At 42.3% G+C, this 16,550-nt stretch carries 14 protein-coding genes and 1 riboswitch; of the genes, 7 read left to right on the forward strand and 7 right to left on the reverse strand.

The annotated features are described in order from the left end of the window. Positions 1-188: 188 nt before the first annotated feature. From AM1_RS40605 to AM1_RS36345, 4 genes are all read right to left on the reverse strand, one after another. Positions 189-563: a hypothetical protein gene (locus AM1_RS40605; RefSeq protein ID WP_148216124.1), complete on the reverse strand. Its 375-nt coding sequence runs from the start codon at positions 561-563 to the stop codon at positions 189-191. A 165-nt stretch (positions 564-728) separates the two neighbouring features. Continuing rightward, positions 729-1,328, reverse strand: a complete 600-nt coding sequence (locus AM1_RS41860) for a CD225/dispanin family protein (RefSeq protein ID WP_238549400.1) — start codon at positions 1,326-1,328, stop codon at positions 729-731. Between the two features lie 246 nt (positions 1,329-1,574). Further along, a complete protein-coding gene (locus AM1_RS36335; protein WP_012168284.1) occupies positions 1,575-2,375 on the reverse strand; it encodes a hypothetical protein in 801 nt (266 codons plus the stop codon). Between the two features lie 453 nt (positions 2,376-2,828). Continuing rightward, a complete protein-coding gene (locus AM1_RS36345; RefSeq protein ID WP_012168286.1) occupies positions 2,829-3,413 on the reverse strand; it encodes a 3'-5' exonuclease in 585 nt (194 codons plus the stop codon). 358 nt (positions 3,414-3,771) lie between these two features. Between AM1_RS36345 and AM1_RS36350 the strand changes: the two genes are divergently transcribed. The 5 genes from AM1_RS36350 (at position 3,772) to AM1_RS36365 (ending at position 10,036) form a co-directional block, all read left to right on the forward strand. Next, complete coding sequence (locus AM1_RS36350; protein WP_012168287.1) at positions 3,772-4,482, forward strand: IS6-like element ISAcma1 family transposase; 711 nt, start codon at positions 3,772-3,774, stop codon at positions 4,480-4,482. Positions 4,483-4,562: 80 nt separating this feature from the next. Continuing rightward, on the forward strand, positions 4,563-4,724 hold the full coding sequence (locus AM1_RS39455) for an HAD hydrolase-like protein (RefSeq protein WP_012168288.1): 162 nt from the start codon (positions 4,563-4,565) through the stop codon (positions 4,722-4,724). Between the two features lie 211 nt (positions 4,725-4,935). Continuing rightward, entirely contained in the window at positions 4,936-5,994 is a 1,059-nt protein-coding gene (locus AM1_RS36355; RefSeq protein WP_012168289.1) for a potassium channel family protein, read from the forward strand. Continuing rightward, on the forward strand, positions 5,991-7,805 hold the full coding sequence (locus AM1_RS36360; RefSeq protein ID WP_012168290.1) for an ammonium transporter: 1,815 nt from the start codon (positions 5,991-5,993) through the stop codon (positions 7,803-7,805). The genes AM1_RS36355 and AM1_RS36360 overlap by 4 nt, the downstream gene beginning before the upstream one ends. A 516-nt stretch (positions 7,806-8,321) precedes the next feature. Next, positions 8,322-8,442, forward strand: a riboswitch (guanidine-I (ykkC/yxkD leader). Between the two features lie 91 nt (positions 8,443-8,533). Beyond that, a complete protein-coding gene (locus AM1_RS36365) occupies positions 8,534-10,036 on the forward strand; it encodes a sodium:solute symporter family protein (RefSeq protein ID WP_012168292.1) in 1,503 nt (500 codons plus the stop codon). Positions 10,037-10,087: 51 nt separating this feature from the next. Here AM1_RS36365 and AM1_RS36370 read toward each other — a convergent pair whose 3' ends face one another. After that, positions 10,088-10,708: a hypothetical protein gene (locus AM1_RS36370; RefSeq protein WP_012168293.1), complete on the reverse strand. Its 621-nt coding sequence runs from the start codon at positions 10,706-10,708 to the stop codon at positions 10,088-10,090. Positions 10,709-10,998: 290 nt separating this feature from the next. After that, the gene (locus tag AM1_RS36375; RefSeq protein WP_012168294.1) at positions 10,999-11,985 is read right to left on the reverse strand and encodes a hypothetical protein; all 987 of its coding nucleotides are present in this window, start codon (positions 11,983-11,985) and stop codon (positions 10,999-11,001) included. Between the two features lie 307 nt (positions 11,986-12,292). Here AM1_RS36375 and AM1_RS36380 point away from each other — a divergent pair, with 307 nt between their 5' ends. After that, entirely contained in the window at positions 12,293-13,750 is a 1,458-nt protein-coding gene (locus tag AM1_RS36380; RefSeq protein WP_012166590.1) for a polysaccharide biosynthesis/export family protein, read from the forward strand. 178 nt (positions 13,751-13,928) lie between these two features. Here AM1_RS36380 and AM1_RS36385 read toward each other — a convergent pair whose 3' ends face one another. Then, the gene (locus tag AM1_RS36385) at positions 13,929-15,401 is read right to left on the reverse strand and encodes a S1C family serine protease (RefSeq protein ID WP_012166589.1); all 1,473 of its coding nucleotides are present in this window, start codon (positions 15,399-15,401) and stop codon (positions 13,929-13,931) included. A gap of 338 nt (positions 15,402-15,739) precedes the next feature. On the opposite strand from AM1_RS36385, the gene AM1_RS36390 reads away from it, so the two are divergent. Further along, positions 15,740-16,450 (forward strand): hypothetical protein, encoded by a 711-nt coding sequence (locus AM1_RS36390; protein ID WP_012168297.1) that lies wholly within the window; start codon positions 15,740-15,742, stop codon positions 16,448-16,450. Positions 16,451-16,550: the final 100 nt, after the last annotated feature.

Below are 16,550 nucleotides of genomic sequence, written 5' to 3' on the forward strand. Positions count from 1 at the left end.
CGATACTCTCCAATCATATGGGATTAGAGGAGCTATCCAAGGCGATTAATCGCTTAGGATAGCTCCTCTGACTATCTACAGAACGGGGTTATCGTCCCGCTTATTTCAGAAGCAAAATCCAGATGATAATCCCCCAGATCCAACCGATGGAGCCTGTGTGCAACAAGAGCGTTTAGAATCGTTGTAAGCTATCCCTCTATGGGAATGGAAGCGATCAAGTCTGATAAGACTTCGGCATTGCCAAAGGTTACTGGCCCCCAAGCACTCTGCTTAACTTCGAATTCACCATTAAGTGTGTTTACGTAGTGAATTCCTTGAATGGTTGTTGCATGAAGCCCTGTTTGATCTGGTGACATTTCAGCCAGACGATCTTGCCAGTCAGCATTCTCTCCCAACACCACCAGAAATAGGCCCACCTCAGCAAACATCCACATAGAAGACAACTTCTTAGAAACCAAACGACGCCGTTCCTCTAGGAATTCATGGCCACTATTGCTTCCATCCCATAGGGTTATAGCTAAAGCATATCGTGAAGTTATTCCGGTTTTTCTGGTAAAGAGCATACAGAGTTCATCTGGCAACTCTTGTATCTCTCGTGGATACACCGCAGGGAAAAGAAGAGATTTCAGATTTGATACGTAGTTTATAAATTCCATTTTTCTCACTCAAAAATCTATTGCAATCTAAACCAGTATCGCTATACAAACCAAGCAGTACTCCATTCAAAATTAAAAACTATTTGTAACCAATAACGTAATCAAAACGTAAGCTAAAATACCAAATAAGAATGCAGCCCAACACCAATTTCTTGAAACAATTGATGCTTTCATCGCACCTCTATAATCACCTGTCCTATACTTTGAAATTGCCCTAGCTGCATACGTAATTGCTATGCTCCCTAGAGGGGCACAACAAAAAATTGTTACTAAGATAGCCTGAGGAAGATAGTTAGGGATTTTATGCTGTCGTGCTAGGTATGGATTTAAAGAACTTTTCTGTAATTGATCTAAGCTAGAATTTATAGGTGAGTCAGTGATGACATTTTTGATTAACTGGCAAATTTCATTAGAATAGTATTGCAAATACCACTGAACCATCACATAGAAAAATCCAACACAAAAAAGTGTTAAGTTATATCCTACTAACCCGAATTTTGGAACAAGAAAAGCTATCAGAGAAGCTATCATTGAAACCCATATCAAGATATAGAGATATGGATGATTTAGCTGGATTTTAAAATGCAAAATTGTTTGATTAGAGTGACTTGTTAATTCTCCCTGAGCACGAAACCAAAAAGAATCACTATTAATTTTTTTCGGGCCAATCATGGATAGATGATTTCCATTGAGATCTCCTCGGTAATATCGAGGAGATTCTCTCCAACTCCTTCCTTCAAGATAGATATCCTCACTGAACCTTAAGTCAAGTCGCTGCTGCGCTTGAAGCATAGGTATAGGAATCGTCAATTTCCTACGTCGAGATGGAATCAATAGCATCGCAATCAATACTGTATTTATAACTAACTCGCATAATCGTTTCTTTATTCATCACACAGTATGAATTCAAAGATTTCTTCACTTCATAAATAACTTTTTACGTTGACTCAAAATATCATCGATAATTATGGCAATTACCGTTGGTATACCTCCAAACATCAAAATCATAATAAAAACTACAGCAACTGTAAGAAAACCTTCATCCATCTCCGTATCAAAGAAAAAACGCTGACCTTCTAAATATTGAACCGATTGATTATTCGCCCCTATCTTAAAAATTGCTTCATAGTAGGGTATGTACCCGTCCGAGATTTGAGAACCAATGGCACTAATAAATGCACGTTTCTCACCAAAAGACGTTTTCCCAATCAAAATAATCCCTGAGATTTTATGGTGGGAGAAGTTCTTGCTAGGAGTAACAACAATAGGAGTCTTTACCATCGCAGTATATAAATCCGGAACTCCCTTTAAATCTCTATCAGAGAACGTGGGTAGAACTCCCTTTGACTGCAAATAACTTTGGAGCCGCTTATACAAGTCTTTATCGGAGGAATAGTTCAGAATATCTGAGAGACGTAAGTCAGGGTCAACTATGAATGAACATTCTTTAGGTTTTCTACAGTCCGATGTCCGTACTAGAACATATCGTTCAATCTTCTCGATTGTCTTTGCTTCATCGAGGATGCCAGGACGCTTATACCAATATCCCCAAAGCTCATAGTTAACCCCAAAACCACCCACAATAGATAGAGCAATCACACTCATGAAGTAATACAGGGCAAGTCTTACAGGCTTACTTAAAGAGCTTAATAGTGGTTCTTTTGTGGAGGGCATACTGAGCTTATCAATGGCAGAAGAAATCTGATAGGCTAATTCCACCTTTTGGTTATGATTAGCTATAGGTACTGATACAACGTTTGGATGTTGCTTTGCTGTGATTCTGAATGGCTATAAACGTGATCTCCATTAGCCACCTCAGTGACATTTGTCACCTCGCCCAAAAAGTCTCCTCAGATTCTAGAGAGAATCCAACATCACTAGCCTTAAATACCCCTATTTCTTACTCAGATCCATGGCCAAATTCAACTATCTCAGATTGCTTTTCAGATTCTGCAATTAAAGTCTTAACGGAGGTCAGTCTTGTCATGCCTGAAAAACGGAATAATGATGAGCATTTTCAAAGTGTGGTGATTTAACTACTTAATTAATCCTGTCAGATATTTATGATAGTTTTAACAGCTCATATTTCAGGTTAATCATATAAATACCCTAAATCAGTTGTATGGTCTGACATAAAATCGTAGAAAATGGCTACCTCATCCGAACTTAGGTTCAAGAGCCTAATTTTGGTATGCGCTTGCGCCCAATAATGAACGGCATTAATTTAGCTAGATTTCTGGCATCATCAATGCCACGATGATGCGTACCATCTAGGGACAATCCAACCGTCATTAAGGCTTTAGCCATACCGTAGTGCTTTTTGGTTCTTAATGCCAAAGAGAATTGCTTCTTGAGGTTGAAGTGCTCCTCTCCCATGGGATAGGGAATCTTATGATACTTTGATTCCCGTTCAAGTTGATTTTTATCGTAGTCGCCCCATGAACAAAAAACAGAATTTTCGTATTGTTCAAACCAACGCTTGAAGGTCCCGACTGCTTGTGGAAACGTAGGTGCATCCTCAAGATCTGTTTGCTTAATCGTCGTTAGCTCTGTACAAAAATCTGTCAGCTTCGGATGTCTGATGGGTTTAATAAAAACCGTAAATTCATCGATTATCTCTAACCCTACTGATTCTACAATTACGGCGCCAATTTCAATGGTTTCAGTTTCTTTATGCGGAATAGAAAACGTATTGCAACAAGTCGCCTCCAAATCAACTATCAGATAGTAGTCGTACCTAAAAAATCCAATATTCATATTTGATTTAGTTCTTGAGCAATCTCAGGTATAACAGCATATTCAATGCTCAATTGGGTAGATCCTGAATAATTTTTCTGAGTTCAAGATATTCATGACGTTGGTGAGCATATTCATCGCCTGGATAATGTTTCACCATGCCGCTAGCAGTCAGACTCAGATAAAATTCACAAGTAGAATGGGTTAGCCGATTGCCTAGAGGCTACACGATAACACCTATCTTCCGGCTGTGTCTACGCAACGATTAGGCCCATTAGACTCGCTCTACGTCACTTTAACTGGGTTGTGTCGCAAAAATAGGGTGTTGGCCGAAAGGCAGTGGTAAATTGAGAGACTTTGTTCCTTTTCTTTCCAGTCAATGAAAACTGCTGACCTATTCAAATGGCGTCACTATCAATCTGAGATCATCCTGCTTAATGTCCGTTTGTATTGCCGTTATCCTCTTAGCTATAGGAATCTAGAAGAGATGATGATGGAGCGAGGTTTAGAAGTAGATCACAGCACTATTAATCGGTGGGTTCTTCAGTACTCCCCTGAGCTGGACAAGCGCTGTCGTCGGCATCTCAAGCCTACCAATGATTCCTGGAGAGTTGACGAAACTTACGTCAAAATCCGCAAAAAGTGGCGCTACCTTTATCGAGCAGTTGACTCTGACGGCTATACCCTGGACTTCTTACTCACAGCAAAGCGAGATACCAAGGCTGCAAAACGATTTCTGACTAAAGCATTGAATGCAGTTCATACCCATGAACCTCGGGTGATCAATGTGGACAAAAATCCAGCGTATCCCCCTGCTGTGGAGCAGTTACAGGAAGAGGAACGTATCCCTGAAGGCGAAACAGTACGGCAGGTCAAATACCTCAACAATATAGTGGAGCAGGATCATCGAGGGATAAAACGTCTGGTGAATCCTGGCATGAGTTTTGGATCGTTCAATTCTGCCAGAAGAACTTTGAAAGGGTATGAAGCGATGAACATGATCCGTAAAGGTCAGATCAACAATGTGGGTAAGGATGATGTAATGGGACAGATCTCTTTCATCAATCAAATCTTCGGACTAGCAGCATAGTCTTTGATAAAACTGAGCGGATTGTTGTACCCGGAACCACTATTTACGACACAACCCCTTATCCTGCTAACCAATGCTTGATGGTGGGGGACGATGTAACAGCTGATGTTGAAGCCGCTATCAATGCAAATTTACAAGGTTGTTTGGTGAGAACTAGAAAATATCTGCCCAGAGACGAGCTAAAGGCCCCCAATCAGGCATTTATTCTCAACAGTATTGCGGATTTAATCCACCTACTATGATGCGATCTTCCTTTGAAATCACAGTCTACTAACGTTGGGCATAGGGTGTATAGTCCGATGCTTTCTGGGCCAAACCCATGGTGCCGCACCATTATGCAACGATGCGCACAAAAGTGCTGGCATGAGAGGAGTAGAGTGAACACCAGTTCACGAAATCAGTAATAAAAGAGTGATGCTGCGGGCTTTCCTGGCTAGGGAAAGAATGTAATCCATGCATAGGGCCTTTCAACGGATTCGCACGGGGGTAACCTTATTTGCGATCGCAATTCTCACCTCCGTAATCGGCTATGTCGCCCTAGGCTGGCCCGTCATGGATGCGATCTACATGGTCGTGATCACCATCTTTGGCGTGGGGTATGGCGAAGTTCGGCCTCTGGAAACACCTGCCGAACGCTACTTCACCATTTTCGTAATCGTTGCTGGCACCTCATCCGTTGTCTATATCGTCGGAGGCTTCGTGCAAATGATCACAGAAGGGGAGTTAAATCGCGCTTTTGATACTCAGCGGAAATCTCGGATTATTGCCAAACTCAAAGATCACGCCATTATTTGTGGATATGGACGCATCGGCCAGGTGTTAGCGAAACAGCTAGACCAGGCCCAACAGGCTTTTGTAATTATAGATAACAATTCTGAACGGATACAAACGGCTGAGACCAAAGGATATCTGGTTCAGACTGGCAGTGCCACCGATGAAGTGACCTTAGAGGCTGCAGGGATTAACCAGGCTAAAGTTTTAGCCACCGTCCTCCCGGACGACGCCACGAATGTATTTATTGCTTTAACGGCCCGCGGTCTGAATCCCCAGCTCTTGATTTTGGCCAGAGGTGAGTCAGCGGAAACGGAGAAAAAGCTGCGGTTGGCAGGGGCCGATCATGTGGTGTTGCCCTCCAGCGTCAGTGGCCATCGGATCGCGAACTTGATTACCCAACCCACCGTTGTTGATGTTCTTTCCCAGACGACCGAACGACATGCCTTAAATGAGATGCTCACCCAGCTCAACCTCAAAATCGATGAGCTGATGATTCAAGAGAATTGCTTTCTACTGGGTAAAACGATTGGTGAGGTGGAAGTCCGAGGGAAAGGACGATTTGTAGTGATTGCCCTCCGACGCCGAGATGGCACCACCATTAATCATCCTGAGTATGGCCTTGTTTTAGTGCTAGGGGATGTGTTGATTGTCCTGGGCCATCAAGGAGATCTGCCCAAATTTGCTAGCCGCTATGAGCTGAGATCTGAACTATCCAATCCAAAAGTTGAGACCAGATGATTGATCTACTGTGGATGTTGCTCTGCACTGGCTTGGTATTTTTGATGCAAGCCGGATTTATGTGTGTGGAGTCTGGCCTAACGCGATCGAAAAATAGCATCAATGTCGCCGTCAAAAATATGGCTGATTTTGGTTTATCGGTGGCTCTATTTTGGTGTTTTGGCTATGCCCTGATGTTTGGTGCATCTCAAGGGGGCTGGTTGGGTGGGTCGAGGTATTTCCCATCCAGTGAGTCAAGCCCCAAACTCATTGTTTTCTTTTTATACCAGGCCATGTTTTGTGGCACCGCCACCACCATTATTTCCGGAGCTGTGGCAGAGCGGTTACAATTTGTCGCTTACCTGATCATTGCCAGTTTGGTATCCAGTCTAATTTATCCGCTCTTTGGCCATTGGGCCTGGAATAGTCTGGTGGAGAACAATACTGGCGGGTGGCTGGAAAATTTAGGTTTTATTGATTTTGCTGGATCCACCGTTGTTCATAGCGTGGGGGCTTGGGTGAGCCTGGCCACCTTGATCATTGTCGGGTCTCGTCAAGGACGATTTTCGGACCAAGGGGCAACCCAGATCCAAGGGTCTAATTTACCCTTTTCGGTACTTGGAGCCTTGCTGTTATGGTTTGGCTGGATTGGGTTCAATGGCGGCAGTACCTTGGCCCTCAATGAACAGGTGCCTGGGATTATCCTGAACACCATGATTGCGGGCATTGCTGGCATGGTGACGGCAGCCCTTTTAAGCTGGCTCCAACACCGTCTTCTAGCAGTGGAATCTTTGATCAATGGCACGTTAGCGGGCCTAGTCGCTATCACAGCCTGCTGCCATGTTGTGGCAACACCGTTGGCTTTTGTCGTCGGCAGTACTGGGGCAGCCGTCGCCCTATGGGTCTCCTATGGGCTACACCGATTGCGTATTGATGATGCAGTAGATGCTGTCGCAGTCCATGGCGGAGCAGGAGCCTGGGGCACGCTATGTGTTGCCCTTTTTGGCCAGTTAAGTGAGACAGGGATGAACCGTGCCAGCCAACTGCTGGTGCAACTATTAGGGATTGGGGTTTGTTTTGCTTGGGCCTTTGGCCTCTCCTGGTTGCTGTTATCTGCAGTCAATCGATTTGTACCTTTGAGGGTCAGCGCTGAAGATGAGCGGCTGGGACTCAATATCTCTGAGCATCATGCTAAGACCGATACCTATGAACTGTTTCAGGTGATGGATCAGCAGGCCAAAACCTCTGACTTAAGCTTACGAGTTCCCGTTGAGCCTTTTACAGAAGTGGGGCATATTGCGACTCGTTATAACCAAGTCATCGATTCACTGGCTCGTAATCACCAGGAGAGCGCTGAGACCCTGGCCCAAATTTATATGATTACAGCCGCCTCAGCCGCTGTAGTTGAAAATCAGCTATTTGACCCCCATGCACTGGATTTGGATGAGATTTGCGATCGCGATGATGAATTAGGAACTTTGGCTCAAGTATTACAACAATTAGTCACAGCAGTCCATCAACGAGACCAAGAACTAGCAACTCTTAAAACTCAATTTTCACCTGAGAATGGGCAGACATCAGATTTGAGAATTGGTTCTAAAGAATCCATTGGCGGGGCAATTGTAGAAATATTGATGGTTCGTTTTGGTGCTGTTTCTCCTCAGATCATTGAGGAGGTGGCTGCCATTTCTGATGCAAATCAGTTGAAGATATTGCTGAAATGGGCAATGGCTACAGATTCCATAGTCGTTTTTCAAGCTGGAATTCGCCGACAACTAGACACAGTTTCCGACAAGGCCACTCTCAATAAAAGCCAGGAAATTCTAGAGTAAACTACTAATCGTGGTAATTGAAAAGTCGTAAATCAATAAAGTATTGTTTTGCTAAACCTATGGGGAGTTGAGCTTTCCTATTCCCTCATGAACTATGCTATACCCACAAGTCTTGAAAGTCAGACTGCCAATTGCTTTTAGTACTTGTAGGGTAGGGATTCAGGTGGTTGGGGAAGACAAAGCAAAGGGAGTAGAATGCTTAACAAACAAGGAAACCACCGATAGTCACTGTTCCTCAAAACCACCTTCTAGTGACATTCACAAGAGTTCAGAACAGCAACCCTAAACAAACCCCCAGCAAGGCAAGCGCCGAGCGGGTTTTACAAACATCTTTTGTAGACTAACTTTTTATGCTAACTCCATCAGTATCAGGGAAAATCGTATCAAAAGATACTTATTATCTCTTGCTTCAATGATATTTTTGTATAAAGCTAACATCTAATTTAAGTAATAAGTAAAAATCAATATCCTAGATTTATCATTTCTTAGTTATTAGCTCCAAGACAAAACTATTTATATTTTTGCATCTAGGGTTCCAACTCAGCCTAAAAGCTGAGTGTTCGGTCCAAGAGATGCAGCCAGCCAAAGTCTAAACACGACCTACTCTGGTTCACGGAGGGATAAAAGCCCGGGAGAATTCTGTTGACCTTTACTTTGGTCATCGTTTCTCTTGGGCTTTTATTCATTGTTGAGTTTGAAGTTTCAATATTTATTCTGGAGATAAATCAATGGAACATTCAGTTTTTTCCTGGGGAATTATTATATTTCTCCTAGGAACGTTGGGTATAGGAGTCTGGGCTTCTCAGCAAATTAAAGGCGATAGTGTGAATTTTTTGGTGGCTGGAAGAGGGCTAGCATTGCCTTTAGCTGCCGCTACACTAATGGCACAATCTGTAGACTCTAATGCCACATTGGGTAATACCGACTTATCTGCAGAATTTGGCTTTTGGGCTGGGGCGGCCTTGCCTATTGGGTTATCTCTGTGTCTGTTCTTGACTGGGACTTTTTTGGCTAAACCCATGAATCGTATGGGGTTAATTACCATCCCCGATTTTTATCGAGTTAAGTACGGCAGACGAGTAGAACTCATTGCTTCTTGCATTATGTCCATTAGTTTTTCGTTCCTGCTGGCGGGAAACCTAGTCGCTGGCGGTTTCATGTTCCAGACATTTTTAGGGACTAGCTACGTTGGTGGTATTACTTTGCTAGCGACTCTGGTTTTTGCCTATACCGTCTCTGGGGGACTCTTCGCTGTAGCGTATACGGATGCGATGCAAATCTTGATTGCCTTGGTGGGTGCTTTGGGATTGCTTGCATTTGTATTGGTTAACTTTGGCTTAGATATTGCTCCAGGGACTGGCCCACTAGCCCTGGAACAATTGACTTCAGTTGGTTCAGGTGCAGCAGTTAATTGGGCTAGTCTTTTGGCATTAGGGTTTGGCAATATGGTCGCGATAGATTTTATGGCCCGCATTTTTGCAGCAGAAAGCCCAGAAACAGCTAGAAGATCCTGCTATGTTGCCTCTGCTGGTACTTTAATTGTGGGTATTCCCTTTTCAGTCATTGCTTTGTCGGCTAACAGCATTCTTGAAGGGGCTAATGTGGTAGCTGATGGTCCCGTACTATTTGCTCTGCTGCAAAATGTGGTGCCGCCAGTGTTGGGATTGCTGGTTCTAGTGGCTATTTTGTCAGCCTCTCTCTCCACTGCGGATGGTGCAATCCTGGGTACCTCTTCGGTCTTAGCTCACAACGTATTCGGAATTCGTCATGGGGGTACTCATGGACGTGGTGGCGGTGATCGTCTCCTCTTAGTAACCCGATTATTGTCGCTTGTAATTACTCTATTGGGTGTGTTCTTGGGCCTACGAGTACCTCAGACCGGAGTGCTGCTGCTGCTAGGTTTTGATCTGGGGTTTGCGGGCTTAGTAGTACCTTTGTTAGGTGGGTTATTTTGGTCCTATTCTACCCGTCAAGGGGCATTAGCCTGTATCTTTGCAGGCTCAACAACCCGATTGATTCTTTTTGCTTTGATGCCAACAATGTTTGGTATTGAGAATACACTGCTTTACATCCCCAATAGTCTCTTCACTAGCAATTTTGATGGGTTCCCAACTCTGATTAGTCCTGTAGTTGGCTTCATAGCGTTTGTAGTCGTTTCTAAACTCACCTACAAACCAATCCCTGTAGAGCTAGAGCGAGTAAAACTGCGTGAGGGAGTACAAGCCTTATAAATTCAGCGATAGAGCGCATCTCAAAGGATTGGCATAAAACACCCAGTTCATTCACCCCCAAACTCTACACACCCGTTCCCGGTCCAACCACACCCCGATCATCTCCTCGATCCTCTCGATAGTTTCCCCTGGTCGCAGCTTGATTACCTGCAACACATCGAACGTATTCTCTAACTCCAAAGCGCACTCGAAGCAAAACTCGGGCGTTTCAAACGAAATTTTGATGAATGGCTTACCACTACCTTCGATGGTGATCCAAAAATTCCCTAAGCTGCTTTGGGAAACCGTCAGATACTCAAGCTGACCCTTTTGCTTGGTCTGCTGGATCAGATTCTTTTGTCTGCGCTCAAGGGCATTGAACTTGGACTCAAATGCTCTGGATACTCTGGGGGGTTGGGTTCTGCTAGTTGTATGCCGAGCTGTATATCCTCGCTGAGTTCTCCGCGCAAAATCGGGTTCTCGGTGAATGTGGATAGGGGCTGATTCACGCTTGCGCTCATCGTCTCCAGCATCTGGAGATGGCTTGCGCTTTAATGGCAGATCATCTTTCCGTGCAATCGTTGGGAATGCCGTCTTGCCTGAATATGCAGAGTTTGATTCGATGTTTGTTGGGGTTTTCAGCGTAGGTTGGGCTGGCGGTTTTGGTTTCAGCGAGATGAGTTGGGGAGCCATCAGGAATCCTCTACCAAGACAAAATTAGTGTAGCTTCTGGGGATATGCTTAGGGGAGTTTTAGGGGAAAGCTTAATTTGGAGGTGTGGAAATTAAAGGCAGCTATAGGAAGATTTGCTATCGAGTTCCCAGGATGCTTCACCAATAATTAGATGATTGAGCTTACACAAAATTCTTGGCACTCCCTATGATGATGACTCCCAATCTAGGTCAGCAATCACTACACGCTATTACTGGGAACGATTTAACATTTTTTTCAGCCAACCAGCCACACATATTACCCATTACTTGTTAAATTCTTCGAAGCAGTCCATTCATTGAGAGCACCAAAGCGATAACACTACCTAAACCAGCAATCAGCAAATTGGTCATACATGACTGGCTGGCAGACCCCAGGGCAGTATTCAAGTCTGGGCTACTAAGTCGCTCATAATTACCTACTGCTACTGACATCTCTGGTAAAGAAGAGATTAAGCTACCAATAAAGTAATGGATTGTGGGGAACAAGCTAAATTCTACGAAATGGTTCTGAAATAGTTCGGTCCAAACTGCAAATAAGTCATTCAAGATATAACAAGATAAACACAACATAATTACGCCAAGAAAAAAGCGAGACCAGCTTGCCTCAAAGTTGGTATCATCGATATCTTCAAATAGCTCTGGTCGACGTTTTTTTAGTTTTGACTCAAATATCAAAAAAACAATAACACCACATAAACTAACTATTATGGCAATTACTAAACTCATTATATCTAATTCGGTATTCGCTCCTGAATGTTGAATAAATTGAACATTTCCTGTTAAGATTAAGTAGGTAAAACTAGCAAAAAAGAACATTAATAGTGACATAAATACATGCCAGAGAATTAATTGCTTTTCTAGCTTTGCTAATAACATCAAGTTCTTGATATGATTTGGATTTTTAATCAAAATCCATTTACAAATTAAAACTATAGGTGAAACAATAAAGATTAAGTAAACGTTAGATAAATTTGATCCAAGAGGTGTTGCAATCCCTCCTAGTCGACCTAGCCCAAATAATGACACAAGCATGATCCCTAACTCTGGGAGATTAGTTGTTGAATTAATAACGAGGGTTCGTTGAGAGTTGCCCCATATTAAACCTACCAAGCCAGCAGCCGAGCTTGTTGCCAAATCAGTTGACCTCGGAATAGCTCGAAAACTAACTAAACCAACGAGTATGAGAGTGACTCCAATAAATGGTAGTTCACCGAAATAGTTATAGAATTCTAGAAGAATATTCTGTAAACCTGGCATTAGAGTAATTTTATATTTTCACTAGATTCATACATTAACTAATTGACAAACAGTACTCAAATTATCCTTAATAATAGAAGCATCGACTAATTAAGAGAAAGAAAACTGAAATTTTTGATATAGCAATAATGCTTTAGTCGATGTTGATGGTCAATTTCAATCGCTCTTGATATCCTTAAAACACCTCACTCATTTTAAGAATGGTATGGTTGAGTTTAAATCCTAATCAAAACGTCATATTCATGTATAAGCAATAGTTTTATACTTAATATTATTTCCAAGTGGATCTACTGCTGGGGTGTCTACGATGATTCGCTCTCTCCAGACCATTGCATTCATTACGATCCTTTCTACGATGTCTCCAAGCCTTGCAATGGCTGAGATTTCACCGAAAGAAAAGTTAAACTCTTCGATCAGATCTAACTCTATCGCTCAAAATCCTAATACCCAAGCTGGTGATACTTTAATCAATCAACAGGCCTATATCTTGGGACCTGGAGATGAAATACAGCTCACTATGTTTGGACAACCCAATCTATTCACCACTAATTACCGGGTATTAGTCGATGGTACGGTGAGCCTTCCTCTAATTGGTCGTGTGTTAGTCAAAGGTCGCTCAATCGGTATAGCTGAACGAGAGATAGCTAAACGATATATCCGATTCTATAGGCGTCCTTTTATTACCATAGTTTTGGTGGATGCCCGAGTGGTCACGTTAGCTATTTCTGGAGAAGTTCGGCACCCTGGTACATATCCCGTTGAATCTCCTACCCAAATTCCTACCGTCACCCAACTGATCCAGCTTGCTGGTGGTGCATCCCAGTCCGCTGATATCAGCCAAATTAAGGTTCGTCGTCCACAGGAGAATGGGAAAGAACAATTCATCAGTGTTAATTTATTACAACTGCTTCAAGAAGGAGATTTAAGTCAAAATCTGCAACTGCGTGATAAAGATACGGTAATAATTCCGACCACTACAACCGTTGATTTCTCCAACGCATTACTCATACGTAATGCCAGTTTTTCTTCAGATCGGTCTGAACCCATCAACATCGCTATTATTGGAGAGGTTTACCGACCTGGTCCTCATACCATCCGTCCAGGTAGTGCAGATGTCCAAGAAGCAGGCACATTGGGTAATGCTAAAGCCGCTTCCACTGAACTTCCCACTGTCACTCAAGCCATACAAACAGCTGGAGGGATTAAACCTGAAGCGGATATTCGCCAAGTGAAAGTTATCCGGCGCCCTCACAATGGCAATCCTCAAGAGATAATCGTTAATTTGTGGGAACTACTCAAGGCAGGAGACTTATCACAGGATATCGCCTTGCAGGCTGGGGATACCATCGTTGTTCCCAAAGCGGTTGGTTTATCTGCTGCCGAATTGACTGAGTTATCCACAATAAGCTTTGCCCCCGCCACTATTGACGTCAATGTCGTTGGTGAGGTCAAACGGCCCGGAATAATCAAGATTCAACCCAATACCCCTCTTAATACTGCCATGTTAGCTGCAGGGGGGTTTGATGATCGCAGAGCGAATAAAAGCAAAGTAAAACTCATTCGCTTAAATCCAGATGGAACCGTGACTCAAAGAGAAATTAAGATTGACTTAGAACAGCCACTGAACGAGGAGAACAATCCTGCCCTTCGGAACAATGATGTGGTGGTAGTTGGTCGGTCTGGCCTGACAAAGGTTGGTGATAATCTTCGAAATATTCTTGCGCCAATAACAAGTAGTTTTGGTATATTCAGAATCTTATTCTGATTTTATAGGAATTTATCTATTTTTTTGAATCTAAACTACTAATGAATCTTAATGGAACTCCTAGTTCACCAATTCAATCAAGTACTATCCAAGTACTTGATTGAGGACACGTTCTAACCCTCGATAATATTGTAAAAAATTAGTTCTAAATAAGGGAATACTCCTTATACAATCCCTACTAACTATTCGGCTCTCCAACAGCTGAAAGGATTTTTAAATCTTCAGAATAAGCTGCTCCAATTCGATAATTTTTCAGGATTTCATCAAGGCTTTCTTCAGCCTCCTTTTTGTCTATAACAATTTGAAAATTACGTGCACCTTTAAAGGCAACAAAAGGAGAATTTGAAGTTGTAACGAGTTGACAAAATTCGCTAAAATCTTTAAATTTTTTTCCATTAACTTCCTTAACAATCCAACCCGCAATACCATGGTAGCCTCGATTCACCTCAGAGCCAAGAACTCGGGTTGCAACAACGATTTCTATTTTCTCTCTAGAGGGCCAATTTGATAGCTCTATCAAAAGCTCTTTGGGTGCTGTTTTTGACCAGTTAATTCCCCATGATTTAATGAGATTTTTAGTTAATGGAGAAAACACAATTCCACCAAATATAAAATATCTTGGTAGCTCATTGTATTGCTCAAGTGGTACTAGTCGGAAATCTTTTTTTTGTTTATTTAGAGTGAGCATTACTGTCTTCAGCTTGGAATTTCGAAAAAATTCAATACTGACTGTCTCACCCACTTGATGAATATCTATATAGTAGTTAAAATTTGTTCGATCTCCTTGTCGAAATACGACTGTGCCATCATCAGCAATAGCATGTCCATCAATTGCGTGTATGACATCTCCGGCACGAATGAATCCTTCAGCAGGGGATTCTGAAAGAATATGTCTAACTAGTATCCCAGTTAAGTTCTCGGATATTCCATAGCTACGTTTCATGCCAGGGTTTTCCATCTTTTGATAAACGAGTCCTAACCCTGGGAAACCGTTGAAGGTCTTGTCCTCAAGGTCTTGAAGAAAATGTCTTATGACGGGTACAGGTACCATATATCCAATATTGTCAGCACTTTTCCTTGCTTGCATCGCTACACCAACAATTTGGCCATTGCCATCCAGAACAGGTCCTCCACTATTGCCTGAGTTAATTGCAGCATCAATTTGCGCGGCTAGAAAGTACTCGCTGCTATGAGTATAAAACTGATGTTCTATACGTGAAACAATGCCTCTTGTAGTACTCAAAGCGTTTCCACCTGTGGGAAAACCATAGACAGCAACCTCTTGCCGAATCTCAGGCAGATCAGCAAATTCTAAGGGTGTTACACCTGAAAAAAAAGCATTATTCTTAACCGATAAGATTGCTAGATCAACTTCATGAGCAACACTGACAACTTGAGCCCTATAACGCTTGGCTTGACCGTGACGTCGAACTTCAACAAAGGTTTGATCGGCAACAACATGGGCATTTGTCAGAATTTTGTTGTCTGCGATGATAAAACCAGAACCAGTACTGCGTTTAATGACTGTTTCCCAAGGCTTCTGGTAGTCTGGCTTATTGCGAACTGAATAAACCTTAACGATAGCTCCTCTAATCCGCTGCTCATTATATGGCTCAGTGTTTCCAGCCTTAAAAATAAAGCAGGATACCATCAAATTGATGATGAGTAGACTGAGAACGACCTTCTTAAAATGCCTAGATATCGGATTGTGCATTCAGAAACAAGAGCATACGCTGCTATTAATTTGAACTTACCATAGGCAAGGAAGCCGGTGATAGACTCGGCGTTTCACCTCCCAAGCAATCAGTAACACACCCTTTGAATTAAAGAAATTTCTTAAAGCTAATATCAAACTTAGCTTAAAAGATTTAACCTACTTATAAAGTGTTTTTATTGACTTGAGCAATTTCAATTTTTCAGAGGTTGATATTTCGTAACGCAGTTCCGATCTCTCACTCATTTAGACAACAGAGACGACTATTTTTTCCAATGAATAAAACTACCAAAATTACCAATCTAATAATTTTTAGTTTGATTATAGGAATAATACCTGGAATTATTGACTTATACATACTGAAGTGTTTTACTCCGCAATCTGCTGTAGCAATCCCCAATACAGCAGGTAGTCTTCGTCCGCCAAAGTTAGTCGCATCAGATTTACCTCCAGGATTTCGAGAAGTCCCCACCCCAATCAGTTCACTTATCCGTGGTGCCATATCTTCAACCATTAGTGACCACTTTGGTAGTAACGAAATCCAGATCAGAGATTTAGTCACTTACATGAATCTGAATCAATGGACCCTCATCATTGGGTTTGTTACCCCGCTAAATAATGAGAATGCTGTTCAGATGTTTGATCTAGGGTTAGAGCAGCCGAGTGCTTTAGAAAAGTTTGTGACAGGTATTAAAAAGAGTAATTATTATTTGGGTTCAGTAAATATTGTTGAGCAAAGAGTTGCCCCTTCCTTATCGCAAAAGATTGGTCAAGTTTCCACTGGTATGGCAGTGATTGCAAAAGCGAGAAATGTCTCCTTATTTTCTGAAATGGTTGCTTTTCGAAGAAATAATTTAGGTGCAATGCTAATTGTTGGACGCCTAAATGACAACATCCCTTTGATGACCACATCTAAACTTGCACAGAAATTTGACAGTCAACTATTAAATTTTCAGTCATATCCACACCCATCAAACCAACAGTAATGGGTAACCTTAGCCCCTAGGGCTAAAACTACCCATCATCAGTAGATTGAAAACGTCTTTAGCTCGACTTTATTCATTTACGCTGTATAGCAAAGTATAT

Origin of the sequence: Acaryochloris marina MBIC11017, from assembly GCF_000018105.1 — a bacterium.
GTDB lineage: Bacteria > Cyanobacteriota > Cyanobacteriia > Thermosynechococcales > Thermosynechococcaceae > Acaryochloris > Acaryochloris marina.

Coding starts and splice junctions, on each gene's coding strand:
- AM1_RS40605 (WP_148216124.1), bottom strand. CDS start 563: ATGCTCTTTACCAGAAAAACCGGAATAACTTCACGATATGCTTTAGCT.
- AM1_RS41860 (WP_238549400.1), bottom strand. CDS start 1,328: ATGATTGGCCCGAAAAAAATTAATAGTGATTCTTTTTGGTTTCGTGCT.
- AM1_RS36345 (WP_012168286.1), bottom strand. CDS start 3,413: ATGAATATTGGATTTTTTAGGTACGACTACTATCTGATAGTTGATTTG.
- AM1_RS36350 (WP_012168287.1), top strand. CDS start 3,772: ATGAAAACTGCTGACCTATTCAAATGGCGTCACTATCAATCTGAGATC.
- AM1_RS39455 (WP_012168288.1), top strand. CDS start 4,563: ATGGTGGGGGACGATGTAACAGCTGATGTTGAAGCCGCTATCAATGCA.
- AM1_RS36355 (WP_012168289.1), top strand. CDS start 4,936: ATGCATAGGGCCTTTCAACGGATTCGCACGGGGGTAACCTTATTTGCG.
- AM1_RS36360 (WP_012168290.1), top strand. CDS start 5,991: ATGATTGATCTACTGTGGATGTTGCTCTGCACTGGCTTGGTATTTTTG.
- AM1_RS36365 (WP_012168292.1), top strand. CDS start 8,534: ATGGAACATTCAGTTTTTTCCTGGGGAATTATTATATTTCTCCTAGGA.
- AM1_RS36370 (WP_012168293.1), bottom strand. CDS start 10,708: ATGGCTCCCCAACTCATCTCGCTGAAACCAAAACCGCCAGCCCAACCT.
- AM1_RS36375 (WP_012168294.1), bottom strand. CDS start 11,985: ATGCCAGGTTTACAGAATATTCTTCTAGAATTCTATAACTATTTCGGT.
- AM1_RS36380 (WP_012166590.1), top strand. CDS start 12,293: ATGATTCGCTCTCTCCAGACCATTGCATTCATTACGATCCTTTCTACG.
- AM1_RS36385 (WP_012166589.1), bottom strand. CDS start 15,401: ATGGTATCCTGCTTTATTTTTAAGGCTGGAAACACTGAGCCATATAAT.
- AM1_RS36390 (WP_012168297.1), top strand. CDS start 15,740: ATGAATAAAACTACCAAAATTACCAATCTAATAATTTTTAGTTTGATT.